The following is a 23,529-nucleotide window of genomic DNA, read 5'->3' as shown; positions in this document are numbered from 1 at the left end:
TGTGAATCTCACAATCACGTGGTTGTTCATTTGCAAATGTGCCAGTTACATGATCCTAGATTTGTTAATGCCGTTTTTCAAACCACAGGCCGGGGCTTGTCTAGGGCTCCAACCACTGCGGTAGGCAGTTGATCTGTGGTAACGGCCGGCTCAGTGAAACGTCGTCAAGCGATGCTCCGCTCAGCTCGGCCGCTACCGCCCCTCCCTCCTGGCACAGAAGGGAGGGTTAGCTGGGCTTAAGCCCGGCCGTTGCGCTCGTCGATGATGTCCTGAGCGATGTTGGACGGAACCTCACCGTAGGAGTCGAACACCATGGTGAAGTTCGCACGGCCAGCGGTGGAGGAACGGAGGTCACCGATGTAACCGAACATTTCGGACAGGGGCACCTTCGCCTTGACAACCTTGGCGCCGGAACGGTCTTCCATGGCGTACACCTGGCCGCGGCGGGAGCTGATGTCGCCGTTGACGGTACCCATGTACTCCTCGGGGGTGACAACCTCGACAGCCATAAGCGGCTCGAGCAGCACCGGCTTCGCCTTCGCGACAGCTTCCTTCAGGGCCTGGGAACCAGCGAGCTTGAACGCCATCTCAGAGGAGTCGACCTCGTGGTAAGCGCCGTCCTCGAGCGTGGCCTTGATGTTCACCAGCGGGTAGCCAGCAAGGTAGCCGTACTGCATCGCATCCTGGATACCAGCGTCAACCGACGGGATGTACTCCTTCGGCACCCGGCCACCGGTGACGGCGTTTTCGAAGGTGTAGGTCGGGGACTGGCCCTCTTCGAGCTCGTCTGCCTCCGGAGCGTACGGCTCGATGGAGATGATGACCTTCGCGAACTGACCGGAACCACCAGTCTGCTTCTTGTGCGTGTAGTCGAGGTGCTCAACCGGCTTGCGGATGGTCTCGCGGTACGCAACCTGCGGGGAACCGATGTTCGCTTCGACCTTGAACTCGCGCTTCATACGGTCAACCAGGACGTCGAGGTGGAGCTCGCCCATGCCGCCGATGACGGTCTGGCCGGACTCCTCGTCGAGCTGCACGGTGAAGGTCGGATCCTCCTCCGCGAGCTTCTGGATAGCGGTACCCAGCTTCTCCTGGTCAGCCTTGGTCTTCGGCTCAATAGCGACCTGGATCACCGGGTCCGGGAAGTCCATGGACTCCAGGATGATCGGGTGGTCCGGGTTGCACAGGGTGTCACCCGTGGTGGTTTCCTTCAGACCGATGAACGCGTAGATGTTGCCGGCATCAGCGTGCTCGACCGGGTTCTCCTTGTTCGCGTGCATCTGGAAGAGCTTGCCCACGCGCTCCTTCTTGGACTTCGTGGAGTTGAGCATCTGCTCGCCCGGGATGGCCTGGCCGGAGTAAACGCGCACGTAGGTCAGCTTGCCGAAGAACGGGTGAACGGCAATCTTGAACGCCAGAGCGGAGAACGGTTCCTCGACGGACGGCTTACGCGTCATCTTCTCTTCACCGTCGACAGAGGTGCCCTGGACCTCGCCAATGTCCAGCGGGTTCGGCAGGTAGTCAACAATAGCATCGAGCAGCGGCTGCACACCCTTGTTGCGGTACGCGGTACCGCAGAAAACCGGGTAAATCTCGGAGTTGACGGTCATCTTGCGGATGGCGCCCTTGATCTCCTCAACAGTGAGCTCCTCGCCGCCGAAGTACTTCTCCATGAGTTCCTCGTCGGACTCAGCGACAGCCTCGAGCAGCTGCTCGCGGTACTCCTCAGCCTTGTCCTGAAGGTCAGCCGGGATCTCCTCGATGGTCGGCTCCGCACCGGTCTCGACCTTGCCGCGCCAGGTGATGGCCTTCATGTCGATGAGGTCAACGACACCATCGAAGTCGTCCTCAGCGCCGATCGGCAGCTGCATGACCAACGGCTTAGCGCCCAGGCGGTCAATGATGGTCTGGACGGTGTGGTAGAAGTCCGCACCGAGCTTGTCCATCTTGTTCACAAAGCAGATACGCGGCACGTCGTACTTAGCGGCCTGACGCCACACCTGCTCGGACTGCGGTTCCACACCCTCTTTACCGTCGAACACTGCAACAGCACCGTCGAGAACACGCAGGGAGCGCTCAACCTCAACGGTGAAGTCAACGTGGCCCGGGGTGTCGATGATGTTGATCTGGTTGTTGTTCCAGAAGCAGGTAACAGCAGCGGAGGTAATGGTGATACCGCGCTCCTTCTCCTGCTCCATCCAGTCCGTGGTCGCGCCACCGTCGTGCGTCTCGCCGACGCGACGGTTAATACCCGTGTAGAACAGGATGCGCTCGGTCGTGGTCGTCTTACCGGCATCGATGTGGGCCATGATGCCGATGTTGCGGACCTTAGCTAGGTCCTTAAGCACTTCTTGTGCCACGTTGTATACCCCAACTTGTCGTCTTGTTGCGGCCGCTTCCACCCGCACCTGCGGGAAATGCGACAGCGATTTGAATGTTTTCCTTTGTCGATTCTGCCACTAAATCGCGATTATGGCAGGCCGAGACACTAAATGCGCCCCTGGCAACCGGAGCTGTAGCGACAATTACCAGCGGTAGTGAGCAAAGGCGCGGTTAGCCTCAGCCATCTTGTGCGTGTCTTCGCGGCGCTTCACGGATGCGCCAAGACCGTTGGACGCATCCAGGATCTCGTTAGCCAGACGCTCGGTCATGGTGTTCTCACGGCGCTGCCGGGTGAAGGTGACCATCCAGCGCAAAGCCAAAGTGGTGGAACGGCCCGGACGGACCTCAACCGGCACCTGGTAGGTAGCGCCACCAACACGGCGGGAGCGAACCTCCAGATCCGGACGGATGTTGCCCAGAGCCTTTTCGAGGGTGCCAACCGGATCCGTGCCGGTCTTCTCGCGACACATCTCCATTGCGCCGTAGACAATGCGCTGCGCGGTGGACTTCTTACCGTCCTTGAGAATCTTGTTGATCAGCTGGGTGACCAGCTCAGAATCGTAAACCGGGTCCTTGACTACGGGACGCTTCGGTGCTTGCTGCTTACGCATTGATTACTGTCCCTTCTTCGCGCCGTAACGGGAGCGAGCCTGCTTGCGGTCCTTGACACCCTGGGTATCCAGAGCACCACGGATGATCTTGTAGCGGACACCCGGAAGGTCCTTCACACGGCCACCGCGCACGAGCACCATGGAGTGCTCCTGCAGGTTGTGGCCCTCACCCGGGATGTAAGCGGAAACCTCGATGCCGGAGGTCAGGCGCACACGCGCGACCTTACGCAGAGCGGAGTTCGGCTTCTTCGGAGTGGTGGTGTACACGCGGGTGCACACACCGCGGCGCTGCGGGGAACCCTTCAGGGCAGCCGTAGCGACCTTGGCTTTCTTGTCGTGGCGGCCCTTGCGGACCAGCTGCTGAATAGTTGGCATACCATCGCTTTCTTGTCGTCGTCTGGTGTCTCAAGTCTCCACCGTCCGGCATCGCGCCCGAACACGCAAAAATGGGGGCTCTTCTTCGGGGCCCTTCCGCGTGTGCGAACATCGCGCCGTCCGAGGAGAACGGGGAGTTCTTTTCCATTTCCGCGACGCGATAAACGCGCAGCGGCGGAATCGGGTTCAAAAGTACAGGGTACGGGCGGCGGAAAGCAAATCGCTTCCCCGCTCTCAAGGTGACGGGCACGCTTCGCCGCTTAGAACTAAGTAGCTTTGGGGGCATGTCGACCGATTCTGCAGACAATGTGCCCCGTAAGCGCGTTTCACACGCACGCCGCCAAGAGATCGCCGATGTCCTCGCCGCGGCCTTTGCCGACGGCCAACTGAACACCACGGAGTTCGACGAGCGCACGGCGGTAGCCTGGCGCGCCACCTACGCCGACCAGCTCGACGAGCTCACTGTCGACCTCTCCCCTGTCCAGCAACTCCCGGACACAGCAGGCTGGTCCTCTGCCGCACATCAGCCGCGATCCAAGGCTCTCGACTTTGTCACTGGCGAGCCCGGCGGCACGTCCAGCTCCATTGCCGTCATGGGTGGCGTGGAGCGCTCCGGAGACTGGCTGATCAACAGCAACCACTTCTCACTCGGACTCATGGGTGAAACCCAGCTAAACCTGCTCCAAGCTCGCTTGGCCTCCGATCACATTCGAATTAGTGCCAATGCGATCATGGGCGGGATCACCATCGTCGTCCCGGAAGACGTGCGGGTGAAGTCCGAAGGTTTCGCCCTGATGGGCGGGTTCGGGGTTACCGACCACCCCAGCGTCACTATCGCTCAGCGGGATCTGCCTGACGACGCCCCCACCATCACCATCGCCGGCATCGCCCTCATGGGTGGCGTGGACATCATCCGGGCGGCAAGGAGCGCGAAGATGTAGAGCTCACAGCCCTGCGGAAAAGTTGACAAACTGGATTCCCACCTAGAACCGTCTACGCTGGTCACAGCGTTCTTGGCCGGTAGATCGACATCGGGTTTGTCAACTTTTCCGCAACCGCCCTCCCAACGAGCCCTGAACACAGCGAAAGGCCCGGCCTCCCACGCGGAGAGACCGGGCCTTCACGCTTAAGCGCGACGGGCTACCTACTGGTAGCTGTCGTAGCCGCCCATGCCGTACTCGTCGAGCGGCACGGACGCGCCGGTGAACTCGCCGTAACCCTCGTCGCCGTAGATGGCATCGCCGAAGGTCGGGATCGAGTAGGCGGCGGAACGCGCGGCCTCGGTCGGCTTCACGGAGATGTTGCGGTAGCGGGAAATACCCGTACCGGCCGGGATCAGCTTACCGATGATCACGTTCTCCTTGAGGCCGATGAGCTTATCGGAGCGCTTGTTGATGGCGGCGTCGGTAAGCACGCGCGTCGTCTCCTGGAAGGAGGCGGCGGACAGCCAGGACTCCGTGGCCAGCGAGGCCTTGGTGATACCCATGATCTCGCTGCGCAGCTCTGCCGGCTCGCCACCCTCGGCGACTGCCTGACCGTTGATCTGGCGTGCCTCGGACAGGTCCACCAGGGTGCCCGGGAGGAACTCGGTGGAGCCTGCGTCGATGACGGTGCCGCGACGCAGCATCTGGCGGATGATGATCTCGATGTGCTTGTCGTGGATCGACACACCCTGCGTGCGGTACACAGCCTGCACCTCGTCGATGAGGTGCTTTTCGACGCCGCGGCGTCCCAGCACCTCAAGCACGTCGTGCGGATCAGCGGCACCGCGCAGGAGGCGGTCGCCGACCTTGACCGTGTCGCCGTCGCGAAGCGAACGCTCGATCATGGCCTCCGGGTTGGACTCCATCGGGCGGCGCACCTGGGCCAGGCCCTGGCGCTTGGACAGCTTCTCGTAGACCACGTCGTCGGAGCCGTCCTCCGGGTGGATGGTCAGGGTCCAGAAGTTGCCCTCGTCCTCCAGCGAGATCTCGCCGGCGACAGAGGCGATCGGGGCGCGGTTCTTCGGAACGCGGGCCTCGAACAGCTCCTGGACACGCGGCAGACCACCGGTAATGTCGCCACCGACACCACCCTGGTGGAAGGTACGCATGGTCAGCTGGGTACCCGGCTCACCAATGGACTGGGCGGCGACGATGCCGACGGCCTCGCCGATGTCGACGAGCTTGCCCGTCGCCATGGACTTGCCGTAGCACTTCGCGCAGACACCGGTCGGGGTCTGGCAGGTCAGCACGGAGCGGACCTTGACGGACTCGATGCCGGCGTCGACGAGAGCGTCGATACGCTCCTCGGACAGGTCCGAGCCTGCCTCGAGAAGGACGTTGCCGTCAGTGTCGGTCGCGTCGGACGCCAGCACGCGGCCGGAGACCGAGGTCTCGACCAGGTCGTGGCGGTTGAAGCGGCCCGTGCCTGCAGCCTCGGCGACCGGAACCTTGACACCCTGGTGGGTGCCACAGTCCTCTTCGCGGACGATGACGTCCTGAGCGACGTCGACAAGACGACGGGTGAGGTAACCGGAGTCAGCGGTACGCAGAGCGGTATCAGCCAGGCCCTTACGGGAACCGTGGGAGTTGTTGAAGTACTCCATCACGCTCAAGCCCTCGCGGAAGGAGGTCTTGATCGGACGGGTGATGTACTCACCGCGGGAGTTCACGACCATGCCCTTCATGCCGGCCAAGGTCCAGATCTGGCGCATGTTACCGGCAGCACCGGACTTCACGATCATCGGAATCGGGTTGTCGTCCGGGTACAGAGCCTCAACAGCCTTACCGACCTTGTCGGTGGCGTCCTGCCACAGCTCAACCAGGCGGTCGTAGCGGTCCTTCTCGGTCAGCGCACCCTTCTCGAAGTACTTGCGCTCAATGGCCTCCGCCTCACGCTCGTACTCGTCAAGGATCTCCGTCTTGTTCGGCAGAACCAGAACGTCAGACATGGTGATGGTGATGCCCGAGCGGGTCGCCCAGTAGAAACCAGCGTCCTTGAGCTTGTCCATCGTCTGCGCGACGGTGATCATCGGGTACTTCTCCACCATCGCCTGGATGATGTCGCCGAGCAGCACCTTGTCCTTGCCGCCCTTACGCACCATGGCGCCTTCCTGGTACGGGAAGTTGAAGGGGAGCATCTCGTTGAACATGATGCGGCCCAAGGTGGTGTCAGCCATCCAGGACTGACCCTTCTCCCAGCCGTCGGGGAACTGCTCCGCCTCAATCTCCGCGGTCGGGCGCAGGTGATCGATGCGGACCTTGATCGGGGCCTGCAGGCCCAGAACGCCGCGGTCATAGGCCATGATGGCCTCACGGTGGGAGGAGTACACACCGCGTGCCGGGCCGTTCTCGTCGGCCGGAGCGTACGCGCCCTCGCCACCGATCTCGCCCTCGCCCTTGACCATGGTCAGGAAGTACAGGCCGGTCACCATATCCAGGCGCGGCATAGCCAGCGGCTTACCGGATGCCGGAGACAGGATGTTGTTGGAGGACAGCATGAGGACGCGTGCCTCTGCCTGTGCCTCCGCGGACAGCGGAAGGTGGACAGCCATCTGGTCGCCGTCGAAGTCGGCGTTGAAGGCCTCACATGCCAGCGGGTGCAGCTGGATCGCTTTACCCTCAACCAGGACCGGCTCGAAGGCCTGAATACCCAGGCGGTGCAGCGTCGGTGCGCGGTTGAGCAGCACCGGGTGCTCTGCAATAGCCTCTTCCAGAACGTCCCACACCTCAGGGCGCTGGCGCTCCACCATGCGCTTCGCGGACTTGATGTTCTGGGCGTAGTCGTTGTCCACCAGGCGCTTCATCACGAACGGCTTGAACAGCTCGAGAGCCATCAGCTTCGGCAGACCGCACTCGTGCATCTTCAGCTGCGGACCCACGATAATCACGGAACGACCGGAGTAGTCCACGCGCTTACCCAGCAGGTTCTGGCGGAAGCGGCCCTGCTTACCCTTGAGCAGGTCGGACAGGGACTTCAGCGGACGGTTGCCCGGGCCGGTGACCGGACGACCGCGACGACCGTTGTCGAACAGGGCATCAACGGACTCCTGCAGCATGCGCTTCTCGTTGTTCACGATGATCTCGGGGGCACCGAGGTCAATCATGCGCTTAAGACGGTTGTTGCGGTTGATCACGCGACGGTACAGGTCGTTCAAGTCGGAGGTGGCAAAGCGGCCACCGTCGAGCTGAACCATCGGGCGCAGCTCCGGCGGGATCACCGGGATCGCGTCGAGGATCATGCCGGCCGGGTCGTTGCCGGAGCGCTGGAACGCGGCGACAACCTTCAGGCGCTTGAGAGCACGGACCTTCTTCTGGCCCTTGCCCTCAGCGATGATGTGGCGCAGCTCCTCGGACTCAGCGTCCAGGTCGAAGTTGCGGATCAGGGTCTGAATCGCCTCAGCGCCCATGCCGCCGCTGAAGTAGTCCTCGTAGCGGTCGACGAGCTCTTCGTAGAGGTTCTCGTCGATGATCATCTGCTTCGGAGCGAGCTTGATGAAGGTGTTCCAGATCTCGTCCAGGTGCTCGATCTCGCGCTCGCCAGCCTCGCGCATGTGCTGCATTTCCTTGTCAGCGGCGTTCTGCACCTTCTTGCGGGCAGACGCAGCAGCACCGGAAGCTTCCAGCTCAGCGAGGTCTTCTTCAAGCTTCTGGGCACGGTCGGCGATCTCAGCCTCGGTGTCCTGCTCGACTTCCTTCTTCTCCAGGATCATCTCCGCCTCGAGGGTGGACATGTCGTTGTGACGTGCCTCCTCGTCAACGGACGTGATGATGTTAGCGGCGAAGTAAATGATGCGCTCAAGGTCCTTCGGCGCCAGGTCCAGCAGGTAACCCAGGCGGGACGGCACACCCTTGAAGTACCAGATGTGGGTGACGGGAGCAGCCAGCTCGATGTGGCCCATGCGCTCACGGCGGACCTTGGACTTGGTCACCTCAACACCGCAGCGCTCGCAAATGATGCCCTTGTAGCGGACACGCTTGTACTTACCGCAGGAGCATTCCCAGTCGCGGGTCGGACCGAAAATGCGCTCGCAGAACAGGCCGTCCTTCTCCGGCTTGAGGGTGCGGTAGTTAATGGTCTCCGGCTTCTTGACTTCGCCGTGGGACCAACGGCGGATGTCTTCGGCGGTGGCCAGGCCGATGCGGAGCTCGTCGAAGAGGTTTACGTCAAACACGTAAATGTTCCTTTTCTTCTAGGTTTTATGAGTTCAAGTTCGTATCTGTGGGAGCGGGCGGCGCCTTTCGCTTATCGACGCCCGCCCCCGCCTAGCACTTATGCCGTGTCAGCCGCGGAACCCTCGTCACGGGACAAGTTAATGCCCAACGAGGATCCAGCCTGGTCGTACTCGTCGTCGTCACCAGACAGCTCCATCGGGGTGCCGTCGGTGGAGAGAACCTCCACGTTCAGGCACAGCGACTGCAGCTCCTTGAGCAACACCTTGAACGACTCCGGGATTCCCGGGTCGGGGATGTTGTCGCCCTTGACGATGGCTTCGTAGACCTTGACACGTCCGACCACGTCGTCCGACTTGATCGTCAGCAGCTCCTGCAGGGTGTAGGCGGCGCCGTATGCCTGCATCGCCCACACCTCCATCTCGCCGAAGCGCTGGCCACCGAACTGGGCCTTACCACCCAGCGGCTGCTGGGTAATCATGGAGTACGGGCCGGTGGAGCGGGCGTGAATCTTCTCGTCCACTAGGTGGTGCAGCTTGAGCATGTACATGTAGCCGACGGAGATCGGGTACTTGAACGGTTCGCCGGAGCGTCCGTCGAAAAGCACCGTCTTGCCGTCGCCATCGACCATGACGTCGCCGTCGCGGTTCGGCTTGGTGTTGGCCAGAAGACCTGCGATCTCGTCGTTCGTCGCGCCGTCGAAGACCGGGGTGGCGGTCAGGGACTCGGGAGGAACGTCGTACAGCTGCTCAGGCAGAGTCTCCAGGAGCTTCGCGTTCGCCGGGTCATCCGGGTTGACGGTCCAGCCAGCGTGAGCCAGCCAGCCCAAGTGAACCTCGAGCACCTGACCGATGTTCATACGACGCGGCACACCGTGGGTGTTCAGGATGATGTCCACTGGGGTGCCGTCAGCCATGAACGGCATGTCCTCCTCAGGCAGGATCTTGCCCACGACACCCTTGTTGCCGTGGCGGCCGGCCATCTTGTCGCCGTCCTGGATCTTGCGCTTCTGCGCGACGTAGACGCGGATCATCTCATTGACACCCGGCGACAGATCGTCGTCGTCCTCGCGGGAGAAGCGGCGGACAGCGATGACCTTGCCGGTCTCACCGTGCGGCACCTTCAGGGAGGTATCGCGCACCTCGCGGGCCTTCTCACCGAAGATGGCGCGCAGCAGTCGCTCTTCCGGAGTCAGCTCGGTCTCACCCTTCGGGGTGACCTTACCCACCAGGATGTCGCCGTCGCGCACGTCCGCACCGATGCGAATGATGCCGCGCTCGTCGAGGTCCTTGAGCACGTCCTCGGACACGTTCGGGATCTCGCGGGTGATCTCTTCCGCACCCAACTTGGTGTCGCGGGCGTCGATCTCGTGCTCCTCGATGTGCACGGAGGTGAGCACGTCCTGCTCCACCACGCGCTGGTTGAGGATGATTGCGTCCTCGTAGTTGTGGCCTTCCCACGGCATGAATGCGACGAGCAGGTTGGTGCCCAGCGCCATTTCACCGTTCTTGGTGCCCGGGCCATCAGCGATGACCTGGCCAGCCTCAACGCGGTCGCCTGCAGAGACGATCGGGGTCTGGTTGTAGCAGGTGCCCTGGTTGGTGCGCTCAAAGGTGCGCAGCAGGTAGGACTCGCGCTGGCCCTCATCGTCCATGACGGTGATCACGTCGCCGGTCACATCTTCAACGACACCGGCGTTGTTCGCAATGACGATGTCGCCAGCGTCGTACGCCGCACGCATCTCCGTACCGGTGGCCACGTATGCAGCCTCAGAGCGCAGCAGCGGCACAGCCTGCTTCTGCATGTTCGCACCCATGAGAGCACGGTTCGCATCGTCGTGCTCCAGGAACGGAATCATCGCCGTCGCGACTGAGACCATCTGGCGCGGGGAGATGTCCACGTAGTCGACGTCTTTCGGACCGACGACACCGATGTCGCCGTCCTTGAGGCGCACCTCAATACGGTCCGCGGTGATGTTGCGGTCAGCGTCGTGGGCCGTAGCGGCCTCAGCGATGGCGAAACGGTCCTCTTCATCGGCGGTGAGGTAGTCGATCTCGTCAGTGATCTGACCGTCGATGACCTTCTGGTACGGCGTCTCGATGAAGCCGAACGGGTTCACGCGAGCGTAGGACGCCAGCGCACCGATCAGACCAATGTTCGGACCTTCCGGGGTCTCGATCGGGCACATGCGGCCGTAGTGCGACGGGTGCACGTCGCGGACCTCAATGCCGGCGCGCTCACGGGACAGACCGCCCGGGCCCAGCGCGGACAGACGGCGCTTGTGGGTCAGGCCGGACAGAGAGTTGTTCTGGTCCATGAACTGCGACAGTTGGGAGGTGCCGAAGAACTCGCGGATCGCGGCAGACACCGGGCGCACGTTGATCAGGGACGTCGGAGTGATGGACTCCGCGTCCTGGGTGGTCATGCGCTCACGAACCACACGCTCCATGCGGGACAGGCCGACACGGACCTGGTTCTGCACCAGCTCGCCCACGGTGCGCAGGCGACGGTTGCCGAAGTGGTCGATGTCGTCGGTGTTAATCGGGATGACCACGCCCTCCGGGGAGGTCATCTCGCGCTCGCCGGCGTGCAGGCGCACCAAGTACTCGAGGGTGGTGGCAATGTCCTCTTCAGTCAGAGTCATCTCACCGTCGTGGTCGCCGCCCAGACCGAGCTTGCGGTTGACCTTGTAGCGGCCGACGCGAGCCAAGTCGTAGCGCTTCGCACGGAAGAACGCGTTCTCCAGCAGGGACTGCGCCAGATCGCGCGTCGGCTGCTCACCCGGGCGCTGCTTACGGTAAATCTCCAGCAGAGCCTCATCGGTGTTGGCCACGCCGTCGTTCTCCAGCGTGGTCATCATGATCTCGGAGAAGCCGAAACGCTCCTTGATCTGCTCAGTGGTCCAACCCAGGGCCTTGAGCAGCACAGTCACCGGCTGACGACGCTTACGGTCAATGCGCACACCGACGGTGTCGCGCTTGTCCACGTCGAATTCCAGCCATGCGCCGCGGGAAGGAATGACCTTCACGGAGTGCAGCGGGCGCTCGGTGGACTTGTCGATTGTCTCGTCGAAGTACACACCCGGGGAACGCACCAGCTGCGAGACAATGACGCGCTCGGTGCCGTTGACAATGAACGTGCCCTTGTCCGTCATCAGCGGGAAGTCGCCGATGAAGACGGTCTGGGACTTGATCTCCTGGGTGTCGTTGTTAATGAACTCCGCCGTCACGTACAGGGGTGCGGAGTAGTTGATGTCCTTATCTTTGCACTCGTCGATCGTGTACTTGATGTCCTCAAAGTACGGATCGGACAAAGACAGGCTCATGTTGCCCGAGTAGTCCTGAATCGGGGAAATTTCCTCGAGGATGTCCTCGAGGCCGGAGGTAATGCGGGCATCCGAGCCACGCTCCTCCGCCTGGCGCTCACGCCACTCAGGCGTGCCGACGAGCCAGGCGAAAGACTCCGATTGAACGTCAAGAAGACCAGGCAGCGCGATTGGCTCCGCGATTTTCGCGAAGGAATAACGCTCCGGGGCTCCGGGGATTGCGGCCACTGACTTGGTCTGGGGCGAGACTGCCAAGATGGGTCCTTCCAGCACCTCACGCGGGGCACGTGCATCGGCGCTTATGCTCGTGGACACCCGCTGGATAAATAGCGTTTCATTTAGTGGAAGCCCCGTCCCCCTAAAATGCACAAAGTCACCTTGTCAAACCCATTTTTCTAAAACATGGATCCAAGGTTTCATTCACGCACCGGCGACGGCTTCCAGCGCAAGGAGACAGCTTATACCCCCGATGACTGTTTGTAAAGCAGTCTTGCATAATGCTCCGTCGAAGCGCGATCGCTTGTCGTGGAACTCTACCACCTCACTGCTTGCGGAGTGCAACCCTGGAGGGGTGATTCGGCGCGTGTCAGGATGTGACCTGCGCAGACCTTCCCCGGCCCGGGCGCAGCGCTCCAATCAAACCGCCGATTGCTAGCAGTGATCCCAGCCCGATCGTGCCCCATGTCACCCAGCGGGAGACAGACTGAGTCACGGTGGTCAGCTGGCCCGCCATCTGCTCCACGTCGGCCGGGTCCATTACTGCGTCGTACGCGACGATGTCTTGGGCACGGCGGCCGGTGTGGTCGGCATAGTAGTCGTCCACACGCTCATTGATGCCTACGACAACACCGGTGATCTGATCGACAGTGAACTCACGCGTCGCATCGTGGTGGCGGAACACCTGGCGCTGCCCGCCGTCGGGCGCTGGCAACGTCTTGGTGTTCGCCGCGTCCGCATACAGCTTTGCGACGTTGACCGCCTCGACCCGCTGCTCAAACACATAGACAGAACGGCCGGCGACTTCGCGCTCCTCTTTGAATGTGGCCGGTACCGTCGTGCGCAGCGACGGCTCAAAGACGGCGTAATCCGTTTGCTCGACGTCGAGGGGGAACTTCAGCCACACGCCGTCGACGGGGACCTCCGCGTCCGGCATGGCCATCACCGTGCTCAGATTCGCCGTGGTCACGAACGCCCCAGACTTGCGGTCCATCTCGTACGACCACGTCGACGCAGTGATTAGATTGTCGAAGTCCGAGTCTTTATCACCGCGCAGCAAAGAATCACCGATCCGCAGCCCAGTGCGTTCCTCCGTCGCCGGGTTCTGCACGGTCATGTGCAGCTGGCGGGTAACGGGGACCTCAACGACCTTACCGTCCTCACCGGCATCAGGGTCGAAAACCCGGCCGTGCGGGTCGTGCATTGCCCAGGTGGTGTGCTCGAGGTTCAGCGGGAAACGGGCATCCCCGAGAAGAAACCGTGGAGCCACCAGTCCCGCGACAATGAGCGCGATGCCTACCCCGACAAGGAGGGCGGACAAAATGCGGGACTTGGGAAGCATGCGTGCCACTTTACAATCCCATCACCCCAGCCCCTATCCCCGCCACGGCAGGACGCGGGGGCAGAAAACGTCGAAAAGCAAAAAGCCCCTGCACACAGGCAGGGGCAAGATGCGTGAAACGCTTACTTGAGGGAGACCTTAGCGCCAGCCTCTTCCAGCTTAGCCTTAGCAGCCTCAGCGTCATCCTTGTTAGCGCCCTCGAGGATGGCCTTCGGAGCACCCTCAACCATCTCCTTGGCGTCCTTCAGACCCAGACCGGAGACGATCTCGCGGACAGCCTTAATAACGCCGATCTTCTTGTCGCCAGCGTCCTCGAGAACGACGTCGAACTCGTCCTTCTCCTCCTCAGCCGGAGCGTCGCCAGCAGCGCCCGGAGCGCCAGCTGCTGCAACTGCAACCGGAGCGGCAGCGGTCACGTCGAAGACCTCCTCGAATTCCTTCAGGAACTCGGAGAGCTCGATAAGGGTCATTTCCTTGAACTGCTCGATGAGCTCGTCCTTGGTGAGCTTAGCCATTGTGGCTTCCTTTCTGTTGTGGCCTTACACAAGGCCGTAAGAGTGTGTTTTGGTCGTTCGGGACGCACCGCTCTTAAGCGGCTTCGTCCTGCTTGTCCTGCAGTGCGGCAACAAGTCGTGCCGTCTTGGAGGCCGGAGCCTGGAACAGGCCAGCAGCCTTCGCCAAAGAGCCCTGGAAAGCGCCAGCAAGCTTGGCCAGAGTGGTCTCGCGGTTGTCCATCTCTGCGACAGCAGCCACCTGGGATGCGTCGAGAGCGTTACCGTCCATGTAGCCGCCCTTGACAATGAACAGGTCATTGTCCTTAGCGAACTTCTTCATGGTCTTCGCGGCATCCACAGTCGCGTCGCCCTTGATGAAGGCGACAGCGGTGGGGCCGGTCAGGTAATCGTCGAGACCCTCAATACCGTGCTCATTAGCAGCGATCTTGACGAGGGTGTTCTTGGCGACGTGCAGTTCAACATCAAATCCGAGCTCACCGCGCAGCTGCTGCAGCTGGCTCACGGTCAGACCGCGGTACTCGGTGAGGAAAACAGCGGACGAGCCTTCGAACTTTTCCTTCAGTTCAGCCAGCTCAGCTGTGTTCTTCGGGTTGGCCATGACACACGCCTCCTTCCAATTACTTCATGTTGTATCCGCCCGGAGCATTTCGCTTATCGACGCCACGTGGCAGCCACCACGCGACCGGCTCAAAACAAAATGCCCCGTGCAGAAGCACGAGGCAATGCGCTTTTCAAGCGCTATACAAGCCACGTTTCTCCTGCGTGGGTCACTCCATGGGTGGAGTCTTCGATCCTTCTAGGCTTTCGCCTTCGGGATGACCGACGGTCTTCGGTGAAACTTGAGCGCGGGAAGACTTCCCGTTCAAACTTCGCTGATGAACCTTAGTGCAGGGTGGCTTGGGAAACCAAATCGCGCAATCACTGCTTCTTGTTCTTGGCAGGGTCTTCCAGCCCGAGAAGTTCGAACGCGAACGGTTCAATCTCCGTGAACGAGTCGGCGGCCACGAAAGACGCGCGCTGTTTACCCGTGTCGAGCAGCAGCATGGACGAGAACCCGAACGTTCCGCCGTTATGCCAGTACAGCTCAGTGCCTTTGATATTCGGCCAGGTGAAGCGGAACTTGTCGCGCTCGAGCACATATGCGGCGTATTTCGCCATATCGCAGGTGGTGGACCGTAACCCACCGGAAGGAGCCGTGCCGTCCATCTCCCACGCCTGGACGCGCCTGCCCAGCATCGCTCTTATTCTGTTACTGAGTCTCTGCTTGCCCATCCGCGGCAAACCGGAAGTGTGGTTGGCAAGTTCCGCCAACGTCACCGTCGATACTGCCGCGCCGACGGATCAGTTACTTCTTCGAGGGCCAGAACAACTTCAGCAGGTTGTCCTGCAGGAAGTTGAACGTTGCACCGATGAGGGACAGCACCGTGGCGATACCATTCAGCGGGCGCTGCTCCTGCGCGTTTGCAGTCGCAGCGGGGCTGCCCTTCTCCGCCTTGCCCTTTTCATCAGGCTTCGGCTTGTTGTTGTCGGCCTTGCTGTCCTTAGCGTCTACGCCGTTCTTGGCAGGTGCCTTTTGCTCACCAGCTGGCGACGGCGGCAAAGCTGCCCCCTTCTCAACCGGATCAACCGCAACCGGCGACGGCGCGGGCGCCGTGCTTGCCAAATCCTGCAAGCGGTCGAGCGAGAGCGGCTCATCCATGATCGGGCGCTCGTTGGCCTTCTGCCCCACTTCCCAGGTGTAGGTCGCCTGGTTCGATTCCTTGCCGTTGCTCAGTGCGGTTGCCTTCATGGTGTAGGTGCCCGGTTCAGTGAACAGCCAGTGGGTGTGCAGGTGCGCCGGGGTGTCCTGGTGGATGGCGCTGCCCGGGGTGAGCTGGAACTCACCGTCGTCAGCCGCAGCCTTGAAACCACCCTTGCCGTCTGTGTTGAATGCGTGGATTTCGCCCGGGCCAGAGACCTCGTCGATGCGGATCTTCACGTCCGTGAAACCATCCCAGCGCGCCATCAACGTAGTCCAGCCAGGACGCAGCATGCCCTGGTGGTAGCCCTGCGGCAGGACGTATCCGGGCTTGCCCACCTGGGGAAGGTTCTTCGTGTCCTCGGTGAACGCATCCTTGTGCACCACCATGGTGACATCTTCTGCCGGGCGCTCCACGTTGGAGCCAGTGATGTCCTCTTTGAGGTCGAGCTTGAGCTGGCCGTCTTTCGCGGTGACATTGAAGACATTCATGTGGCCGCTTTCCAGAACGAGATCCTGCGCGTTCGCTACAGGGCTACCTGCGAATGCAAGGGATCCAGTCAGGGCGACGGCGAGAGCGGAGCGGCGGACGGAGGCTGGCTGAAGAGACACGAGGAGGCCTTTCTGGAAGTCTGAAGGTCGGCTAAATCATGAATGCGGGTGACTCCAACAATATAACATAATGATTACAACTTCATAAAGGTCTCGTCCTTCTCACAGGATTACGCGCACGTGGGGTCACGAGAACCAGCGCGACGGCACCACAGCAAAAGACCCCGGTTCTCAGCGTGAATGCCGAGAACCGGGGTCTTGAGTGCGGAACTACGCGGGCTTAAGCCTCGGTGTAGTTCTTCTGCACGGACGGGTCAACCGGAACGCCCGGGCCCTGGGTCGCAGACACCGTGACCTTCTTCAGGTAGATGCCCTTGGCGGATGCCGGCTTGAGGCGCAGAACTTCATCCAGGAGTGCGCCGTAGTTCTCGGCGAGCTGCTCCGGGGTGAAGGATGCCTTGCCGATCAGAGCGTGCAGGTTGGATGCCTTGTCCACGCGGAAGGCGATCTTGCCGCCCTTGGACTCGCTGACAGCCTTAGCCACGTCCGGCGTGACGGTACCGGTCTTCGGGTTCGGCATCAGACCACGCGGGCCGAGGACGCGGGCAACGCGGCCGACCTTCGCCATCTGGTCCGGGGTCGCAATAGCAACGTCGAAGTCGATGTTGCCGGCGTTGATCTGCTCGATCAGCTCGTCGGAACCGACGATGTCGGCGCCAGCTTCCTGAGCCTTGGTTGCGTTCTCGCCCTCAGCGAAAACAGCGACGCGGACGGTCTTACCGGTGCCGTTGGGCAGGTTGACGGTGCCGCGGACGAGCTGGTCAGCCTTGCGCGGGTCGACGGAGAGACGCATTGCCACGTCGATGGTTGCGTCGTACTTATCGGAGGCAGTCTCCTTCGCCAGGGTGACTGCCTGCAGCGGGGAGTAGACCGACTCGCGGTCGATCTTTGCCAGCTGCTCGGTGTAAGCCTTGGAGTGCTTCTTGGCCATGTTGAATTCCTTTGCAGTGTTGATTGCTGCCGCCACATCAGGCGGCGGGAAGTGTGGTGCGGGCCTGACCAGACCCTCCCACGAGCAGGAGTCCGCGCGGACTACTTCTCCACGTCGATGCCCATGGAGCGAGCGGTACCGGCGATGATGGCGGCACCTGCCTCGATGTCACGGGCGTTGAGGTCGTTCTTCTTGGTCTCGGCGATTTCCTTGCACTGCTCCCAGGTGACCTTGCCCACCTTGTCGGTGTGCGGGACACCGGAGCCTTTCTGCAGGCCAGCAGCCTTGAGCAGGAGCTTCGCAGCCGGCGGGGACTTCAGGATGAAGTCGAAGGAGCGGTCTTCGTAGACCGTGATCTCCACCGGGATGATGTTGCCGCGCATGGACTCGGTTGCAGCGTTGTACGCCTTGGTGAACTCGACGATGTTCACGCCGTGCGCGCCAAGAGCCGGACCGACCGGCGGCGCCGGGTTTGCCATACCAGCCTCGATCTGCAGTTTGATCAGGCCAGTGACCTTCTTCTTAGCCATCGAATTACCTCATTTCCTTGGTACAGGCCCCCGCCACGATGTTTAACGGCGGCCTTCCGGATGCCACGCCAACGCCGTTTGCTTATCGACGCAGCCACCGGGGACGTTCACTACCGCACCCACCCGTAAGCAGGCACGATCGCTCAGTGTACGGGATAGACCCCGACCAGCCCAAATCACGAAAACCGGCCCCCGTTGAGGTGGGGGCCGGTGATTCGTCGATAAGCAAAGTGCTCGAGCTACATGATGCGCTCGATCTGATCCGCAGTGAGCTCCACCGGGGTCTCGCGGCCGAAGATGGACACGAGCGCTTGGATCTTGCCGGTCTCCGGGTCGATCTCGTTGATGGTCGCAGAGACGGACGCCAGCGCACCGGAGAGAATGGTGACAGCCTCGCCGACCTGGAAGTCGTGCGCGACCTTCGGCTTCTCTTCCTGCTCCGGCATCGCGATGACGGTCTCGCCCTCGGCATTTGCCTCGGAAGCGGTCGCCTCGCCGTCCACAGGCGCGGCCTTCGGCATGAGGAACTTCGCCACGTCGCGGTGCTTGACCGAGGTCGCGTTGCCCTCGTTGCCGACGAAGCTGGTCACGCCCGGAGTTTCGCGGACCACGGACCATGCTGCGTCATTGAGATCCATGCGCACCAGGACGTAGCCGGGAAGAAGCTTGCGCTTGACGATCTTCTTCTTGCCGTTCTTGTCCTTCTCAAAGACCTGCTCGATGGGCACGACCACGTCGTAGATGGATTCCTCCACCTCGAGCGTCTGGATACGCATGTCCAGGTTGGTCTTCACCTTGTTCTCGTAGCCCGAGTAGGACTGGATGATGTACCAGGAACCGGGAAGCTTCTTCAGCTCGCGGGTGTACTCACGCAGACGGCGCTTGTAATCCGCGTCAGCAGCCTCCTCCGGCTCAGCGCCAAGAGCGGCCTCCGGGGACACCGGCGCCTCAGCGTCAGCCTCCGTGGCATCAGCCGATTCGAGGTCGACCTCTTGCACGGGCTGGGTTTCAACCTCCGGCGCCTCGTCCTGCTCCACGTCGAGCGCCGGCTCAGCGTCAGCGTTGCCGTCGCCGACAGCGCCGCCTTCACCGATCATCTCGTCTTCTTGGAGGTCGGTAGTGGCGCCGGAGCCCTGACTGTCAGCCTCAGCGTCGTCTGCACCGGTTTCCGGGTCCGTGGACTCCTGCACCGCGCCGCCTTCGGCAACCATTTCTTCTTCGTTGCGCTCTTCAGTGGTGGCTTCGTTGTTGGTGGTGTCTTCTGCCATGACAGCTCCTTGTTTATCGGGATATCTGGTGTGACCCAGCCTACCTGCTGGGCCAAAAACTGATCCCGCCTTACCCTTGACGGGCGGCGGGATACTTGTTGGTCTGAAAAGACTATACCTAAGGCACCAGGATTCGCTCAACTACCCAGGCTGCGCCCTGGTCCACGCCCCACACCAGGGCGGTGAGAACAATGAGGAAGCCGAACACGATGAGCGTGTAGTTGACCATCTGCGAGCCGGTGGGCCACACCACCTTGCGCATCTCGCCGACAACTTCACCGGGGAACGCGAGTGGGCCGTCACCAGTGTTGTCCTGGTCATCGGCAGTGGTCGCGGGAGTGCGCTTTGCCTCGTAAGACTCAGAGGTGACGGAGGTGGAACCGCTCAGTTGGCGTTTACCGGTGGGCTTCGCCGTACTTCTACCTGGCTGGTTGTTAGTCACAGCTCTCCTCAAGGCTTTGGTCGTCTATGGCAGGGGCGACAGGACTCGAACCTGCAACCTACGGTTTTGGAGACCGTTGCGCTACCAATTGCGCCACGCCCCTTTGGTGCACTGCGTAAAACAGTACGCCAACCCTACCACGAGCGTAGAACCGCCCCTAGAAGGTGAGTAGCGATGGAGAGAATTGAACTCTCGACACAGCGATTATGAGTCGCTTGCTCTACCACTGAGCTACACCGCCATGTGCCTACTTCCTTCTGCCCAGTTTCCCGGTCAGATGGCAGCAAACAACAGAGCCCCCTAGCAGAATCGAACTGCTGACCTTCTCCTTACCATGGAGACGCTCTGCCGACTGAGCTAAGGGGGCGCAGCCTCTGAAGCGTTAGCCGCTTGTTTGAAGCCTTTGAAAGATTAACCTGCCATTGCGCACATTCACAAATCAGCAGGTCAATCTCTGTTTCAGCCTGTTTATACCGCTAGAAACGGATGCCGAAGAGCTGCCCCAGGACACCGTTGATCTGGTCTTTGAAAGCAGCGAAGATCGCGCCCAGCGCCGCGAGAACGCCCAGTGCAATTCCTGCTTTCGCGCCCGGGTTCAGGTTGCCGTCCGCATCGCGTGACGACGACTCAGCCGAGCCCTCTGCCGAACCTTCACCCGATCCGCCACCCGTGGTCGGCTCGCATTCCGTCTCCTTCGTGGAGACCGCGCCGCGCAGGGAAATACCGCCCGACACGCCGTCGTCAGCCCAGAGGAAGCGCGTGGTGTCGGTGGATTTCCCATTCTTGCACTGGCTGCGGGACACGAAGGTGGCGAAGCCCTCGTTAGCGAAGTTCTCCATCTTTTCTGGCCGCGCCTGAACCTTGGACACCGGCGCGAAGTCCGTTCCGTTGTGAGCCACGTTGATGGATGCGCCCTCGCAGACCTCGTCGCACAGCACACGCAGCTGCTTGTCGACGGAGTTGTAATCCAGCGCCATCGCCCCCTGGAACGGAGACTGGTATTCCTGCTTCAGCTCGTGGGTTTCATCGTCCTTGAGGTCGACGAAGTAGACCTTGCCGTTAGCCTCCAAACCAACGGCGTACACGCTCTGATTAGGGATGTAGGAAATCGCCTCCCACCCGGCGTTCGCACCGATCTCCCCCGTGAGCGACTTCAGATCCCACTCGTGGGTGGCCTTCAGCTCTTTCTCGTCGCCACCGGGCAGTTCGTAGCGCAGGATGGACGGGCGGGAAACATCCTTCTGAGTGTTGTCGCGCTCGGTGGCCACGTAGAGTGCGCCGTCCGGGCCGACGGTAATGCCCTCGGTATCCGGGTCACCGGAACCGTCCTTGTAGCGCAGCTTCCAGGAACCGGCATTGGAATACTGCCTGGTGGCCTCGTCGTAGTCGACAGCGAGAAGCGTTCCCTTGTCGTTGTTGACAATCCACGCGCGGCCGTTGTTGTCGAAGTCAATGCCGGACATGTCCTCTTCCGCGAACGCGCCACCCAAGTCGATGTTTTGAATCTCCTGCGGGTCGAACGGCCAGGCTTCCTCCGCGGCCGGCTGCTTCTCCCCTGCCGCCTTGTTGGCCAACCCACGGGTCGCCTCACCAGTCCCGGTGAATTCCCCAGTCTTGTCCGGGATACGGCCCCAGGTGTTCTCGGCGTGGCCGTTCCAGGTGGTCTCAGCGACAAGCTCGCCCGCGGCGTTGTACACGCGAACAGAGTCGTTCCCACCCAGGCCGTAGCCCTTGGAGCCGTCCGGAGTCTGCTTCTCGGTGTAGAGGGCGAAGTAGCCGCCCGACTCGATCTTTGTGCCGTCCGGGATGACGATCGGAGCGTGCTTGTCGTTGTCATCGAGGATCTTCCAGCCGGAGATATCGATGTCTTGATCATTGTTGGTGTTAGCCAGCTCTACCCAGTCAGCGACGGGGTCGCCGTTGGATTCGACCTCGTTGATGATGACGGGAGAGCTAGCCGGCTGAGCAAACGCGTGCGGCGCAACGAACGTAGAGAAACCAAGAGCAGCGGAGACAGAAACAGCAACCGCGCTGCGGAAACGGGAGCGAGACATGAAGGACCCTTCAGGAGAGAGAACAGGACGCCCCCGAACTTAGAAGCAAGAGATGAACGTTTAGCTATTTTTAAGTAACGGGCACGTGACCGCCCCGTGAACTCCGCCTGAGCTGCACCTTCGGCACTATCACACTCTAGCGTCTGTGATAGCGCACTGATATCATTGAAGCGACGCGTTGTGGAGGTGAGCAATCGTGACATCAATCATCGTTCGCGGGCTAGACGCGCACGTCAAAGCGCGATTGGCAGATCAAGCAGCCCGAAACGGCCGATCCATGGAGGCAGAGGCCCGCGCGATATTGGAAGAAGCTACTCGGCCCCGCAATCTTGGCCTCGCCCTGTATGAGGCCGCTCAGCAGCATGGAGGTGTAGACATCATTGTCCCTCCCCGTGAAGGTGAGGCGCGGGTGGCGGACGTCGAATGATCATTCTGGATACGAATGTCCTGTCGGAAGTAGTGAAACCAGAACCGTCGGAACACGTACTGCAATGGTTGAGGAGTATTAGCGACGAGACTGGCACCACAGCAGTGAACGAAGCTGAGCTGAGGGCAGGACTTCGGGCCATGCCAGCCGGCCAGCGCCGTCGAGAGCTTGAGAATGTCCTTCTCGGTCAGCTCGAGCATTTCCACTCAGTAGGCTCAATCCTCAACTTCGACCATTTTGCGTCCACTGAGTACGCCGATATTCTCGCACTTCGCAGATCAGCAGGGCGGCCGATTTCGCCGCAGGACGCCATGATCGCGGCGATCTGCCGAAGTAGCAATGCAGGACTGGCAACCCGCAATGTGCGCGACTTCGAGGGCTTGGGGCTCAATCTGATGAATCCGTGGGAATGAAACTAGAAACGCACCGTGGGGAATCCCTCGGTGCGTTTGTTGGTGCCAGGTAGAAGATTCGAACTTCTGAAGGCAATGCCGGCGGATTTACAGTCCGCTCCCTTTGGCCGCTCGGGCAACCTGGCGTGCTCGGACTACATTACAGGACGCGCCCCGAAAAAGTGCAAATCACCAGTTCGCAGCACTAAACGCTACCCGACGCGTTCGACGGTGTACCGCGAGATCTGGCGGATTGCACGGTTCGCGGGGATGTCGGGCAGCGCGTCGAGATGCTTGTCGACGTCGGCGAGGTATCCCCGGACGTCGTCAAGCGCCCGCTGACGGCCGTCCGTTTGCGCGATGAGGTCGAGGGCGCGGGCGACATCGGCATCGTCGATAAGCGGGCCGGTGAGCATCGCACGCAGTTCCTCGCCTGCGGGGCTGGAATCGCGCATCGCGTACAGGACAGGCAGCGTGAACACGCCTTCGCGCAGGTCGGTGCCGGGGGTCTTCCCGGACTGTGTGGAGTCGGAAAAAATGTCAATGATGTCGTCTACGATCTGAAAGATCATGCCCACTGCCTCGCCGAGCTCCTTGAGCGTGCGCACGTCCTCCTCTTTCGCGCCGGAGTGCGTCGCCCCGAGGAACGCGGCGGACGCGATGAGCACGCCGGTCTTTTCGCGGATGACGTTGAGGTAGTGCTCGACCGGGTCGCCTTCACCGGGGCCCACCGTCTCGCGCATCTGGCCAGTGACTAGGTCGCTGAACGTGTCGGCGAAGTGCGCGACGGTGGCGGTGTCAATTTCACTCATGATGCGCGATGCCTCCGCCAGCAGGAAGTCGCCAGAAAGAATCGCGACGGTGTTCGTCCACCGTGCGTTGGCGGAATCGACCCCGCGGCGCTTTGCGGCTTCGTCCATCACGTCGTCGTGGTACAGCGTGGCCAAGTGCACCATTTCAACAATCGTCGCACCCTTGACCACGTTCTCCGCCTGCGGCTGATCCCCGAACTCACTGGCGAGCATGGCCATCATCGGGCGGAAACGCTTCCCTCCCGCCTTGGCCAGGTGCGTGACTTTCTCGTTGAGGAAGTCGTGCCCGCTGGACAAACGCTCAAACATGAGCTTTTCCACGCCGTCCAACCCTGCCGCAACGCGCTCAGCCAGCTCCTGATCCCCGAGGTCTAGCTGGGGTGTGCCGTTGGTCATTGATTGTC

At 61.4% G+C, this 23,529-nt stretch carries 19 protein-coding genes and 4 tRNA genes; 3 read left to right on the top strand and 20 right to left on the bottom strand.

Going from position 1 to position 23,529, the window contains the following annotated elements:
• Positions 1 to 236: 236 nt before the first annotated feature.
• The 3 genes from fusA to rpsL all read right to left on the bottom strand — a co-directional run bounded on the left by fusA (position 237) and on the right by rpsL (position 3,368).
• Positions 237 to 2,360 (bottom strand): elongation factor G, encoded by a 2,124-nt coding sequence (fusA, locus tag KBX17_RS00975; RefSeq protein WP_005286785.1) that lies wholly within the window; start codon positions 2,358 to 2,360, stop codon positions 237 to 239.
• Between the two features lie 165 nt (positions 2,361 to 2,525).
• On the bottom strand, positions 2,526 to 2,993 hold the full coding sequence (gene rpsG / locus KBX17_RS00970; protein ID WP_005286788.1) for a 30S ribosomal protein S7: 468 nt from the start codon (positions 2,991 to 2,993) through the stop codon (positions 2,526 to 2,528).
• 3 nt (positions 2,994 to 2,996) lie between these two features.
• Positions 2,997 to 3,368, bottom strand: coding sequence for a 30S ribosomal protein S12 (gene rpsL / locus KBX17_RS00965; RefSeq protein WP_005286791.1), 372 nt, complete (start codon positions 3,366 to 3,368; stop codon positions 2,997 to 2,999).
• A gap of 284 nt (positions 3,369 to 3,652) precedes the next feature.
• Between rpsL and KBX17_RS00960 the strand changes: the two genes are divergently transcribed.
• The gene (locus tag KBX17_RS00960; RefSeq protein WP_005286794.1) at positions 3,653 to 4,309 is read left to right on the top strand and encodes a DUF1707 domain-containing protein; all 657 of its coding nucleotides are present in this window, start codon (positions 3,653 to 3,655) and stop codon (positions 4,307 to 4,309) included.
• Between the two features lie 203 nt (positions 4,310 to 4,512).
• Here the strand turns inward: KBX17_RS00960 and KBX17_RS00955 are convergent, their stop codons facing one another.
• The 15 genes from KBX17_RS00955 to KBX17_RS00885 form a co-directional block, all read right to left on the bottom strand.
• The gene (locus tag KBX17_RS00955; protein WP_256018112.1) at positions 4,513 to 8,523 is read right to left on the bottom strand and encodes a DNA-directed RNA polymerase subunit beta'; all 4,011 of its coding nucleotides are present in this window, start codon (positions 8,521 to 8,523) and stop codon (positions 4,513 to 4,515) included.
• Positions 8,524 to 8,621: 98 nt separating this feature from the next.
• Positions 8,622 to 12,119, bottom strand: a complete 3,498-nt coding sequence (locus KBX17_RS00950) for a DNA-directed RNA polymerase subunit beta (protein ID WP_256018110.1) — start codon at positions 12,117 to 12,119, stop codon at positions 8,622 to 8,624.
• Positions 12,120 to 12,432: 313 nt separating this feature from the next.
• Positions 12,433 to 13,404: a DUF3068 domain-containing protein gene (locus tag KBX17_RS00945; RefSeq protein WP_255994405.1), complete on the bottom strand. Its 972-nt coding sequence runs from the start codon at positions 13,402 to 13,404 to the stop codon at positions 12,433 to 12,435.
• A gap of 122 nt (positions 13,405 to 13,526) precedes the next feature.
• Complete coding sequence (gene rplL, locus KBX17_RS00940; protein WP_005286806.1) at positions 13,527 to 13,919, bottom strand: 50S ribosomal protein L7/L12; 393 nt, start codon at positions 13,917 to 13,919, stop codon at positions 13,527 to 13,529.
• A 73-nt stretch (positions 13,920 to 13,992) separates the two neighbouring features.
• Complete coding sequence (gene rplJ / locus KBX17_RS00935; protein ID WP_005286808.1) at positions 13,993 to 14,517, bottom strand: 50S ribosomal protein L10; 525 nt, start codon at positions 14,515 to 14,517, stop codon at positions 13,993 to 13,995.
• Between the two features lie 320 nt (positions 14,518 to 14,837).
• Positions 14,838 to 15,155, bottom strand: coding sequence for a hypothetical protein (locus tag KBX17_RS00930; protein ID WP_256018108.1), 318 nt, complete (start codon positions 15,153 to 15,155; stop codon positions 14,838 to 14,840).
• A 109-nt stretch (positions 15,156 to 15,264) separates the two neighbouring features.
• Positions 15,265 to 16,269, bottom strand: a complete 1,005-nt coding sequence (locus KBX17_RS00925; protein ID WP_256018107.1) for a choice-of-anchor M domain-containing protein — start codon at positions 16,267 to 16,269, stop codon at positions 15,265 to 15,267.
• Positions 16,270 to 16,489: 220 nt separating this feature from the next.
• Positions 16,490 to 17,200 (bottom strand): 50S ribosomal protein L1, encoded by a 711-nt coding sequence (gene rplA, locus KBX17_RS00920; RefSeq protein WP_256018105.1) that lies wholly within the window; start codon positions 17,198 to 17,200, stop codon positions 16,490 to 16,492.
• 101 nt (positions 17,201 to 17,301) lie between these two features.
• Positions 17,302 to 17,730, bottom strand: coding sequence for a 50S ribosomal protein L11 (rplK, locus tag KBX17_RS00915; protein WP_005286826.1), 429 nt, complete (start codon positions 17,728 to 17,730; stop codon positions 17,302 to 17,304).
• A 239-nt stretch (positions 17,731 to 17,969) separates the two neighbouring features.
• The gene (gene nusG / locus KBX17_RS00910) at positions 17,970 to 18,827 is read right to left on the bottom strand and encodes a transcription termination/antitermination protein NusG (RefSeq protein WP_370687576.1); all 858 of its coding nucleotides are present in this window, start codon (positions 18,825 to 18,827) and stop codon (positions 17,970 to 17,972) included.
• Positions 18,828 to 19,116: 289 nt separating this feature from the next.
• The gene (gene secE / locus KBX17_RS00905; protein WP_005286828.1) at positions 19,117 to 19,440 is read right to left on the bottom strand and encodes a preprotein translocase subunit SecE; all 324 of its coding nucleotides are present in this window, start codon (positions 19,438 to 19,440) and stop codon (positions 19,117 to 19,119) included.
• Positions 19,441 to 19,467: 27 nt separating this feature from the next.
• Positions 19,468 to 19,543: transfer RNA gene (locus tag KBX17_RS00900), tRNA-Trp, on the bottom strand.
• Between the two features lie 66 nt (positions 19,544 to 19,609).
• Positions 19,610 to 19,681, bottom strand: a tRNA-Met gene (locus KBX17_RS00895).
• A 53-nt stretch (positions 19,682 to 19,734) separates the two neighbouring features.
• Positions 19,735 to 19,807 (bottom strand) — tRNA-Thr (locus tag KBX17_RS00890).
• Positions 19,808 to 19,916: 109 nt separating this feature from the next.
• Entirely contained in the window at positions 19,917 to 21,494 is a 1,578-nt protein-coding gene (locus KBX17_RS00885) for a lamin tail domain-containing protein (protein WP_256018102.1), read from the bottom strand.
• A 196-nt stretch (positions 21,495 to 21,690) separates the two neighbouring features.
• On the opposite strand from KBX17_RS00885, the gene KBX17_RS00880 reads away from it, so the two are divergent.
• Positions 21,691 to 21,921, top strand: coding sequence for a toxin-antitoxin system (locus tag KBX17_RS00880; RefSeq protein ID WP_256018100.1), 231 nt, complete (start codon positions 21,691 to 21,693; stop codon positions 21,919 to 21,921).
• Positions 21,918 to 22,334, top strand: coding sequence for a type II toxin-antitoxin system VapC family toxin (locus tag KBX17_RS00875; protein WP_256018098.1), 417 nt, complete (start codon positions 21,918 to 21,920; stop codon positions 22,332 to 22,334). Before KBX17_RS00880 ends, KBX17_RS00875 begins: the two co-directional genes overlap by 4 nt.
• Before the next feature lie 40 nt (positions 22,335 to 22,374).
• Here the strand turns inward: KBX17_RS00875 and KBX17_RS00870 are convergent.
• Together KBX17_RS00870 and KBX17_RS00865 are read right to left on the bottom strand one after the other, a co-directional pair.
• Positions 22,375 to 22,459 (bottom strand) — tRNA-Tyr (locus KBX17_RS00870).
• 66 nt (positions 22,460 to 22,525) lie between these two features.
• On the bottom strand, positions 22,526 to 23,521 hold the full coding sequence (locus tag KBX17_RS00865; RefSeq protein WP_256018300.1) for a polyprenyl synthetase family protein: 996 nt from the start codon (positions 23,519 to 23,521) through the stop codon (positions 22,526 to 22,528).
• Between the last annotated feature and the right edge of the window lie 8 nt (positions 23,522 to 23,529).

The sequence above is a fragment of the Corynebacterium sp. CCUG 65737 genome (assembly GCF_024454115.1).
In the GTDB taxonomy this organism is placed as follows: domain Bacteria; phylum Actinomycetota; class Actinomycetes; order Mycobacteriales; family Mycobacteriaceae; genus Corynebacterium; species Corynebacterium genitalium.
This window is presented reverse-complemented; position numbering and strand designations above follow the sequence as displayed.